The following is a 9,603-nucleotide window of genomic DNA, read 5'->3' on the forward strand; positions in this document are numbered from 1 at the left end:
CCCGACGCCCGTCCCGCCCCTTGTGCCCTGGAACGCACCGGGGAGACGCCATGATGATGAGACCGCTACGCCTGGCCCTTGCCGCCTGCGTCCTTGCGCTGGCGGGGGTGGCCTGGGCCGAGGACCGCGCGGTGGTGATCGCCAACCGCGCCTATGACCATCTGCCGGACGTGGCGGATGTGCGCCCCGAGGCCGCCATGACGTCCTTGCGGCAGCAGGGCTATCGCGTGACCGAGGGACGGGACCTGACGGCGGACGGCGTCCGCGCCGCCCTCCGTTCTCTTCTGGCCAGCGATGCCGACCCCGGCGCGCGGATCGTGGTGCTGATGGGGCGCTTTGCGCGCTCGGAGGGCGAAAGCTGGTTCCTGGGGCGCGAGGCGGGCCGCGAATCGCTTTCCAGCGTCGGGACGGCGGGGGTGCCGCTGTCGGTCGTGACCGAGCTGATGGAAGGCGGCCGGGGTCCGGCCGTGCTGCTGCTGGGCACCGACGCGCGCGTCTTCGACACGGGCGAGGGGCTGTGGCCCAACCTGGGCCGGGTCGCGGGCCCGGGCAGGGTCACGGTGATCGCGGGCTACACCGACGGGATCGGACGGGCGGCCGCCGTGCTGGCGCGGCCCGGTGCGTCGGTCGCGCAGGCCCTGGCGCAGGGAGAGTCGCTGCGGCTTGTGTCGCAGGGCGAGACCCCGGGGGCGCGCCCCGTGGTGGTGCCCGCCCCCGCACCCGCCCAGCCGGGAGAGGCCGAGGCCTGGGCGCGCGCCGTTGTGACGGACACGGCGGCGGGCTGGCGCGCGTATCTGGACAAGCATCCCCAGGGCGCCAACGCGGCCGAGGCGCGCAGGCGGCTCGAGCACGCGCCCCAGCGGCTGGAGGACGTGGTCCAGCCGGGCCCCGAGGAGATGGCGGCCTGGACGCGGGCCAAGCGGACGAACTCGGCCGAGGGCTATGCCGAGTTCCTGGACAAATGGCCGCAAAGCCTGTTTGCGGGTGCCGCGCGCGGGCGAATGGCCGAGTTGCAGGCGCCCGCCGCTCCGACCGGCAGCCCCGCGGCGGCCGAAGCCGCGCTGAACCTTGACCGGGCGCAGCGGGCGCGGGTCCAGCGGCAGTTGAGGCTGCTGACCTACGACACCGACGGGATCGACGGCAGCTTCGGGCCGCTGACGCGGGCGGCGATCGAACGCTTCCAGCGCAACGCGGGCGCCGAGCCCACGGGCTATCTGACAGGCGCGCAGGTCGACCTGCTGGCGCGGCAGGCGGGCGAGCGCGCGCGCCGGCTGGAGGCCGAGGCGCTGGCGCGGCAGGAGGTGGAGGCGGCGGCCGACCGCGAGGCCTGGGAGCGCAGCCAGAATCGGGGCGAGGCGGGTGCGCGCGATTATCTCGCGCGCTATCCGCAGGGGCTGTTTGCGGTGCAGGCGCAGGCGGTGCTGGCCGAGGCCGCACGGATGAACCACGGCGAGGAGGACGCATGGGCCCGCGCCCGTGCCGAAGGCAGCGCCGCGGGCTGGCGCGAGTTTCTGGGCAAGTATCCCCAAAGCCCGCGCGCGCCCGAGGCAAGGGCGGCGCTGGATGCGCTGGAAGGCCAGCTTGCCCGTGACCAGGCTGCCGAGGCGAGGCTGGACCTGGCCGCCCCGGTGCGGCAGGCGGTCCAGATGCGGCTGAACGCGCTGGGGCTGGGGGCCGGGGCGCCCGACGGGAACTTCGGCCCGAAGACGCGGGCGGCGCTGCGGCGTTACCAGGCGGCGCGCAACCTGCGGCCCTCGGGTTACTTGAACCAGGCGACCATGGTGCGGCTGCTGGCCGACACGCTGCTGGGGCAGGATTGAACGGAAAACGCCCGCAGCGCGGGGCTGCGGGCGTTCGGTGTCGTCGGACCAGGCCGAAAGGCGATCAGCCCTGGCGCGCCTTGAAGCGGCGGTTGGTCTTGTTGATCACATAGACGCGGCCCTTGCGGCGCACGATCTGGCAGTCCCGGTGACGCTCTTTCAGCGAACGCAGCGAGTTGCGAACCTTCATCGGTTTTCTCCCTCTTCGCGGCGCTCGCATCGCGCCTTGAAACTGAAATGCCCCCGGTGACATGCCGGGGGCGGCGAAAGAATGGTGGGCGGTACTGGGATCGAACCAGTGGCCACTACGATGTCAACGTAGTGCTCTACCGCTGAGCTAACCGCCCGTGCCAGGTGATCCTGTTTCCTTGCGGGAACGGAATCGCGTTGGTCCGCGTGTCTATAAGGCCAGTGTCCCGCCCCTGCAAGTGCCCTTTTTCAGGCAGGGACGCTCGGCTATACAGCGAAACGCAAGGACGATGAGAGGCCGCCGCCGATGATCCCGATGCCCGCCGCGACCGGCCCGACCTTTGATGTCATGCGGCCGGCAGACTGGGCGGGGGGCGTGATCTTCGCCTCGCCCCATTCCGGCCGCGACTATCCCGACTGGTTCCTGGCCGAATCGGTGCTGGACCCCCATGTGCTGCGATCTTCGGAAGACGCCTTCGTGGACCGGCTGATCGCGCCCGCGGTGGCGGCAGGCGCCGTCACGCTGACGGCCCGGGTGCCGCGCTGCGTGGTGGACCTGAACCGGGGCGCGGACGAGCTGGACCCGGCCGCGATCGAGGGCACGCCCTCGCGCCGGACGGACCCCCGCATCCAGTCGGGGCTGGGGGTGATCCCGCGCGTGGTGGCGCAGGGCCGCGCGATTCGCCGCGGCAAGCTGAGCGCCGCCGAGGCGCAGCGGCGGATCGGGGCGCTGTGGCGGCCTTATCACGCGGCGCTCGAATCACTGATGGCCGAGGCCGTCGCGCGCCACGGCCGGGCGGTCCTGATCGATGTCCATTCCATGCCGCGCGAGGCGCTGCTGCACCTGCAGGCCCCGCCGCCCGAGATCGTGCTGGGCGACCGCAACGGCGCCTCGGCCGACCCCGCCGTCAGCGAGGCCGTGCATCGCGCCCTGGCCGATGCCGGGTTCCGGGTGCGCCGGAACTCTCCCTTCGCGGGCGCCCATGTGGCGGCGACCTATGGCCGGCCCTTGCGGGGGCGGCATGTGGTGCAGGTCGAGATCGACCGGTCGCTTTACATGGACGAGGGCGCGCTGCGGCCCCATGCGGGCTTCGACGAGCTGGCCGCGCGGCTGGAAGGCGTGATCGCGTGGATCGCGCGGCTGCCTTTGGACGGCACCGGGCTGCCGCTGGCCGCCGAATGAGCGGGGGCGAGCCGGCGATGATGCCCGAGCGGATGCGGTGGAAGGGGGCCAAGCTGGTCCTGACCTGCGAGGGCAGCCTGCTGGTCCTGCGCCGCGACGACATCCCCACGATCAACTGGCCGGGCTGCTGGGATCTGCCCGGCGGCGCGCGCGAGGGCGACGAGACGCCCGAAGCCTGCGCCCTGCGCGAGCTGTCCGAGGAAACCGGCCTGCGGCTGGATCCCGTCCGGCTGATGGCGGCGCAGGCGCGCGAGCTGCCCCACAAGCCCGGCCGCGCGGGCTGGTATTTCCACGCCGAGATCACGCCCGCCGAGGCTGCCGCCGCGACCCTGGGCGACGAGGGGGCCGAGCTGCGGCTGATGCCCGTGGCCGAGTTCGTGGCGCATCCCCGCGCGGTTCCGCATTTCCCCGCCATCGTGGCCGAGATGCTGGGGCTGGCGCGCTGACGCTTCAGGGCGCGCGCGGGCCCGCCTCGGCATGGGCGAGCGCCCGGACCACCGGCTTCATCGCGTCGCCCTTGACCATCCACGAGGTCGCGAAGGCGAAGGTCGCGATGGTTTCCAGCCAGAAGACGGGCCTGAGCGGCGCAAGCTGCGTCTTGACCGCGCCGGGCGACAGCAGGATCAGCGCGATCAGCGCCAGTGCGCCAAGGATGATCCAGCCGCAGGCCCGATAGATGCCGTTGCTGGCGGCCTTTTCCGCATCGGGATGGGCGCCGCGCACGAAAAGCACCAGGCAGAAAAGCGCGAGCGCCCCGAAGAACAGCGCCGCCCCCAGCCAGTGCAGCGTGCCGGACACCGAAAAGCCCAGCACGCACTGGCTGAGGGTGCAGGCGACCGGAACGTCCGGCGCAGTCGGGATCAGCGCCACCGCCAGCGCCCCCAGAGAGGCCGCGCGCCCTGCCATGAGGTCGCTCAGCCATTCGCCGGGACGGGGGCGATACCCCTCGTAGCTCCACAGGAAGACCGCGATGGCCGACAGCGTGCCGACAAAAACCTCGCGCATGGGGGAATAGTAATAGGCCGAGATGCTGGGCAGCAGGCCCTCGCCCCAGACCAGGCTGTAGATCAGCAGCGCGGGGGGCAGGAAATAGCCCAGAAGGCCGATCGCGCGCCGCACCCGCAGGAAGGACAGGACAAGGTCGTTCTCGGCCCGCTCCACCCGGCCGCCCGGATCGCCGTCAAGCATGGTTCCCGCCGCTCCTTGCCCAAGGGGTGCAGGCTAGCACGATTCTCGCGTCAGCGAGCGATTTCCGCAAGGATCGCCTGCGCGGCGGCGCGGGGGTCCGCCGCCTGCCAGACGGGGCGGCCGACGACGATGTGGTCGGCCCCGGCCGCCAGCGCCGCAGCGGGGGTCTCGACCCGCTTCTGGTCGCCAAGGGCCGCGCCTGCGGGCCGCACGCCGGGGGTCACGATCAGGCGCGAGCCGGGCAGGGTTCGGATCGCTGCCGCCTCGCGCGGGCTGGCGATGACGCCGTCGGCCCCGGCCTCGAAGGCGCGGGCGGCGCGTTCCACGGTCAGGTCGTGCAACTCGCCCGCCTGCATCAGCCCGGCGTCGAGGTCGGTCCGGTCGAGCGAGGTCAGGATCGTCACGGCGAGGATCTTGAGGTCGCTGCCCGCCGCGCCTTCCTTGGCGGCGCGCACCACATGGGGGTCGCCGTGGACGGTCAGGAAGTCGAGGTCGAACTGCGCGAGGCCGCGCACGGCCGCTTCCACCGTCGCACCGATGTCGAACAGCTTCATGTCCAGGAAGATGCGCTTGCCGTGTTCCTGCTTGAGCTCGTTGGCCAGCGCGAGGCCGCCCCCGGTCAGCATTCCCAGTCCGATCTTGTAGAAGGACACGGCATCGCCCAGCGTGTTCGCCAGCTCCAGCCCGGCCAGCGCGTTGGGCAGGTCCAGCGCCACGATCAATCTGTCGTCCATGGGGGCCTCCACCAGCGAAATCAGCGGCTTTTCGCATGGTCGGCGGCGACTTGAAACCCTGTTCGGGGGCGCACATCTGGATTGTGAGACCCGCGAGGGGCCGTGCCACGACGGGCGGCTCAAGGCGGGGGCTGGAAGGGAGATTTGCCGATGGACATGGAAAAGTTCACCGAGCGGTCGCGCGGGTTCCTGCAGGCCGCGCAGACGATCGCGATCCGCGAGGGCAACCAGCGCGTGCTGCCCGAGCATCTGCTGAAGGCGCTGATGGATGACGACCAGGGGTTGGCCGCCAACCTGATCACCCGCGCGGGCGGCGACGCGGCGGCGGTGCGCCGCGCCGTGGACGAGACGGTGGCGAAGCAGCCCAAGGTTTCAGGCGGCGACGGGCAGGTTTACGTCGACAGCGCGCTGGTCCGCGTGATGGACGAGGCGCAGAAGATCGCCAAGCAGGCCGGGGACAGCTTCGTGCCGGTCGAGCGCGTGCTGATGGCGCTGGCCATGGTGAACACGCGCGCCAAGGACGCGCTGGATGCGGGCAAGGTTTCGGCGCAGTCGCTGAACGCCGCGATCAACGACATCCGCAAGGGGCGGACGGCGGATTCGGCCAGTGCCGAGGACACCTTCGAGGCGCTTTCGAAATATGCGCGCGACCTGACGGAAGCGGCGCGCGAGGGCAAGATCGATCCCATCATCGGCCGCGACGAGGAAATCCGCCGCGCCATGCAGGTGCTGAGCCGCCGCACCAAGAACAACCCGGTGCTGATCGGCGAGCCGGGCGTCGGCAAGACCGCCATCGCCGAGGGCCTCGCGCTGCGCATCGTCAACGGCGACGTGCCCGAGTCGCTGCGCAACAAGAAGCTGATGGCGCTGGACATGGGCGCGCTGATCGCCGGCGCGAAATACCGCGGCGAGTTCGAGGAGCGCCTGAAGGCCATCCTGAAGGAGATCGAGGCCGCCGCCGGGGAAATCATCCTCTTCATCGACGAGCTGCATGTGCTGGTCGGTGCGGGCAAGACCGATGGCGCAATGGATGCCGCGAACCTGATCAAGCCGGCGCTGGCGCGGGGCGAGCTGCACTGTGTCGGTGCGACCACGCTGGACGAATACCGCAAGTACATCGAGAAGGACGCGGCGCTCGCCCGGCGCTTCCAGCCGGTGCTGGTGCAGGAGCCGACGGTCGAGGACACCATCTCGATCCTGCGCGGCATTAAGGAGAAGTACGAACTGCACCACGGCGTCCGCATTTCCGACGCGGCGCTGGTGGCGGCTGCGACGCTGAGCCACCGCTACATCACCGACCGCTTCCTGCCGGACAAGGCCATCGACCTGGTGGACGAGGCGGCCAGCCGCCTGCGGATGGAGGTGGATTCCAAGCCCGAGGAACTGGATGCGCTCGACCGGCAGATCCTGCAGATGCAGATCGAGGCCGAGGCGCTGAAGAAGGAGGACGACTCGGCCTCGCGCGACCGGCTGGAGCGGCTGGAAAAGCAGTTGTCCGACCTGCAGCAGCAGTCAGCGGAACTGACCGCCCGCTGGCAGGCCGAGCGCGACAAGCTGGAAGGCTCGCGCAACATCAAGGAACAGCTGGACCGGGCCCGTGCCGAGCTGGAGCAAGCCAAGCGCGAGGGCAACCTCGCCCGCGCGGGGGAACTGTCCTACGGCATCATTCCGGGGCTGGAGCGACAGCTGGCCGAGAGCGAGGGCCAGGACGAGGGCCCGCTGGTCGAGGAAGCTGTCCGCCCCGAGCAGATCGCCGAGGTGGTCGAGCGCTGGACCGGCATCCCGACCTCGAAGCTGATGGAGGGCGAGCGCGACAAGCTGCTGAAGATGGAGGAGGTGCTGGGCAAGCGCGTCATCGGCCAGTCCGAAGCCGTGACCGCCGTGTCGAACGCCGTCCGCCGGGCGCGCGCGGGGCTGAACGACCCCAAGCGACCGCTGGGCAGCTTCCTGTTCCTGGGTCCCACCGGCGTCGGCAAGACCGAACTGACCAAGGCCATCGCGCAGTATCTCTTCGACGACGACTCGGCGATGGTCCGCATCGACATGTCCGAGTTCATGGAAAAGCACTCGGTCAGCCGGCTGATCGGCGCCCCGCCCGGCTATGTCGGCTATGACGAGGGCGGCGTCCTGACCGAGGCCGTGCGGCGGCGTCCCTATCAGGTGATCCTGTTCGACGAGGTCGAGAAGGCGCATCCGGATGTCTTCAACGTGCTGCTGCAGGTGCTGGACGACGGCCAGCTGACCGACGGGCAGGGGCGCACCGTGGACTTCAAGAACACGCTGATCATCCTGACCTCGAACCTCGGCGCGCAGGCGCTGAGCCAGCTGCCCGAAGGGTCCGATTCGTCGGCCGCGCGGGCCGAGGTGATGGCCGCGGTCCGAGCGCATTTCCGGCCCGAGTTCCTGAACCGGCTGGACGAGATCATCATCTTCCACCGGCTCAGCCGCGCCAACATGGACGGGATCGTGGACATCCAGCTCGGTGCGCTCGAAAAGCGGCTGGCGGATCGCAAGATCGCGCTGGAACTGGATGACGCCGCGCGGATGTGGCTGGCCGACGAGGGCTATGACCCGGTCTTCGGCGCCCGGCCGCTGAAGCGGGTGATCCAGCGCAGCCTGCAGAACCCGCTGGCCGAGATGCTGCTGTCGGGCGAGGTGATGGACGGCCAGACCGTGACGGTCACCGCCGGCCCCGAGGGGCTGATCGTGGGCAACCGCGTCAGCGCGGGTGCACGCGGCGCCAGCGACCGCCCCGCCGACGTCGTTCTGCAATAAGGGGATCGGCCCCGGCCTTCACGGGCCGGGGTCTTTTCCTTGCCGGGAACGTGATGGCGCGGGCAGGATCATCGAAGCTGTCGTCTGCGTTTTCGCGACGCCACCCAAGGGGAAATGCCATGAAGCTGTCCTGGTCCGACGTCACGCCCGAAGCGCTGTTCCTGAACCGCCGCGCCTTCATGGCGGGGCTGGGCGTGGCTGCGGCCGTCCCGGCTCTGGCGGCCGTCGAGGAGCCGAACAGCTTCGAGCAGATCACCAACTACAACAATTTCTACGAATTCGGCTTCGGCAAGACCGATCCGGCGGATAACGCGGGCCAACTCACCACCAACCCCTGGGCGGTCGAGATCGGCGGGCTGGTGGACCGGCCCGGCAGCTATTCGGTCGCCGACCTTGCCCCCGAGAACGCCGTCGAGGAGCGCATCTATCGCCTGCGCTGCGTCGAGGCCTGGAGCATGGTGATCCCCTGGCTGGGCGTGCCGCTGGCGGGCGTGCTGCAGAAGGCGGGCGTGCAGCCGGGGGCGAAGTTCGTGGCCTTCGAGACGCTTTACCGTCCCGAGGAGATGCCCGAGCAGCGCCGCAACAGCATGGACTGGCCCTACCGCGAGGGGCTGCGGCTGGACGAGGCGATGCACCCGCTGACGATCCTGGCCATCGGGCTTTACGGCAAGCCGATACCGAACCAGAACGGCGCCCCGATCCGGCTGGTGGTGCCGTGGAAATACGGCTTCAAGTCGATCAAGAGCATCGTGAAGATCACCCTGACCGACCGCCAGCCCGTCACCACATGGCAGTCGATGCAGCCACGCGAATACGGCTTCTACGCCAATGTGAACCCGACCGTGGACCACCCCCGCTGGAGCCAGGCGACCGAGCGGCGCATCGGCGCGGGCCTGTTGGGCGGGCGGCAGGAGACGCTGATGTTCAACGGCTACGGCGACCAGGTCGCGCAGTTGTACGCCGGCATGGATCTGGCGCGGGATTACTGATGGACCGCATCCGCCGCCTGCCGACTGGCGTCGTCTGGGCGCTGGGCACTCTGCCGCTGGCCCTGCTGGTCTGGGATACGCTGGCGGGGAACCTCGGCATCGATCCGGTTCGCGACATCGAGCACCGGCTGGGCCGCACGGCGGTCTATTTCCTGCTGGCCTCGCTTTGCATCACGCCGATCCTGCGGATGGCGCGGGTGAATCTGGTCAAGTTCCGCCGCCCCCTGGGCCTGCTGGCCGCCAGCTATGCGGGGCTGCACATGCTGTCCTGGGCTGTCCTGGACATGGGACTGCTGTGGTCTCAGATGCTGAAGGACATTGCCAAGCGTCCGTATCTGACGATCGGGATGGGCGTGCTGGTGATTCTGCTGGTGCTGGCCGCAACCAGCTCGAACGCCGTGATCCGGAAGCTGGGGCCGGTCCGATGGAGGGCGATTCATCGGTGGGTCTATCTGGCGGCGCCTATGGCCGTCTTCCATTGGCTGCTGGCCTACAAGATCTGGCCTGGAAAGCCCCTGATGATTCTGTTGGCTGTGGCTGTTCTTCTGGCCTTCAGGCTGCCGCTGCTGCGGAGGCGTGTGGGGTTGCGGGCAGGAAGTGATTGAAAATCAGGCAGATGAACGTTTTCTTGCGGGTGGGTGAAACTTTTTTGAAGATTCCGCTTGCCCTCTCTGTTTGTGTCCCCTAGATACCGCTTCACCGAACGGCGGGGACGCTGGGAGGGA

Annotated in this window: 9 protein-coding genes and 1 tRNA gene; 6 read left to right on the forward strand and 4 right to left on the reverse strand. The window is 69.8% G+C overall.

Going from position 1 to position 9,603, the window contains the following annotated elements; all coding sequences use genetic code 11:
* The first annotated feature begins 56 nt into the window (after positions 1 to 56).
* A complete protein-coding gene (locus ACFFII_RS03480; RefSeq protein WP_377697503.1) occupies positions 57 to 1,820 on the forward strand; it encodes a peptidoglycan-binding protein in 1,764 nt (587 codons plus the stop codon).
* A 64-nt stretch (positions 1,821 to 1,884) separates the two neighbouring features.
* Here ACFFII_RS03480 and ykgO read toward each other — a convergent pair whose 3' ends face one another.
* Positions 1,885 to 2,010 carry a type B 50S ribosomal protein L36 gene (gene ykgO, locus ACFFII_RS03485; RefSeq protein WP_090757091.1) on the reverse strand — a complete coding sequence of 42 codons (126 nt, stop codon included), beginning with the start codon at positions 2,008 to 2,010 and terminating at the stop codon, positions 1,885 to 1,887.
* 82 nt (positions 2,011 to 2,092) lie between these two features.
* Positions 2,093 to 2,167 (reverse strand) — tRNA-Val (locus tag ACFFII_RS03490).
* Between the two features lie 149 nt (positions 2,168 to 2,316).
* Between ACFFII_RS03490 and ACFFII_RS03495 the strand changes: the two genes are divergently transcribed.
* Together ACFFII_RS03495 and ACFFII_RS03500 are read left to right on the forward strand one after the other, a co-directional pair.
* Positions 2,317 to 3,192, forward strand: a complete 876-nt coding sequence (locus ACFFII_RS03495; RefSeq protein ID WP_377697504.1) for an N-formylglutamate amidohydrolase — start codon at positions 2,317 to 2,319, stop codon at positions 3,190 to 3,192.
* Positions 3,189 to 3,638, forward strand: coding sequence for an NUDIX domain-containing protein (locus ACFFII_RS03500; RefSeq protein ID WP_377697505.1), 450 nt, complete (start codon positions 3,189 to 3,191; stop codon positions 3,636 to 3,638). Before ACFFII_RS03495 ends, ACFFII_RS03500 begins: the two co-directional genes overlap by 4 nt.
* 4 nt (positions 3,639 to 3,642) lie before the next feature.
* Here ACFFII_RS03500 and ACFFII_RS03505 read toward each other — a convergent pair whose 3' ends face one another.
* Both ACFFII_RS03505 and pyrF read right to left on the reverse strand, forming a co-directional pair.
* Complete coding sequence (locus ACFFII_RS03505; RefSeq protein WP_377697506.1) at positions 3,643 to 4,380, reverse strand: DUF998 domain-containing protein; 738 nt, start codon at positions 4,378 to 4,380, stop codon at positions 3,643 to 3,645.
* A gap of 50 nt (positions 4,381 to 4,430) precedes the next feature.
* Positions 4,431 to 5,114, reverse strand: a complete 684-nt coding sequence (gene pyrF / locus ACFFII_RS03510) for an orotidine-5'-phosphate decarboxylase (RefSeq protein WP_377697507.1) — start codon at positions 5,112 to 5,114, stop codon at positions 4,431 to 4,433.
* Positions 5,115 to 5,264: 150 nt separating this feature from the next.
* Here pyrF and clpB point away from each other — a divergent pair, with 150 nt between their 5' ends.
* From clpB to msrQ, 3 genes are all read left to right on the forward strand, one after another.
* On the forward strand, positions 5,265 to 7,889 hold the full coding sequence (gene clpB, locus ACFFII_RS03515) for an ATP-dependent chaperone ClpB (RefSeq protein ID WP_377697508.1): 2,625 nt from the start codon (positions 5,265 to 5,267) through the stop codon (positions 7,887 to 7,889).
* Between the two features lie 119 nt (positions 7,890 to 8,008).
* Positions 8,009 to 8,878 carry a protein-methionine-sulfoxide reductase catalytic subunit MsrP gene (msrP, locus tag ACFFII_RS03520; RefSeq protein ID WP_377697509.1) on the forward strand — a complete coding sequence of 290 codons (870 nt, stop codon included), beginning with the start codon at positions 8,009 to 8,011 and terminating at the stop codon, positions 8,876 to 8,878.
* The gene (gene msrQ / locus ACFFII_RS03525; protein WP_377697510.1) at positions 8,878 to 9,483 is read left to right on the forward strand and encodes a protein-methionine-sulfoxide reductase heme-binding subunit MsrQ; all 606 of its coding nucleotides are present in this window, start codon (positions 8,878 to 8,880) and stop codon (positions 9,481 to 9,483) included. The genes msrP and msrQ overlap by 1 nt, the downstream gene beginning before the upstream one ends.
* Positions 9,484 to 9,603 lie beyond the last annotated feature (120 nt).

Source organism: Paracoccus niistensis, assembly GCF_042432925.1.
Classification (GTDB): domain Bacteria; phylum Pseudomonadota; class Alphaproteobacteria; order Rhodobacterales; family Rhodobacteraceae; genus Paracoccus; species Paracoccus niistensis.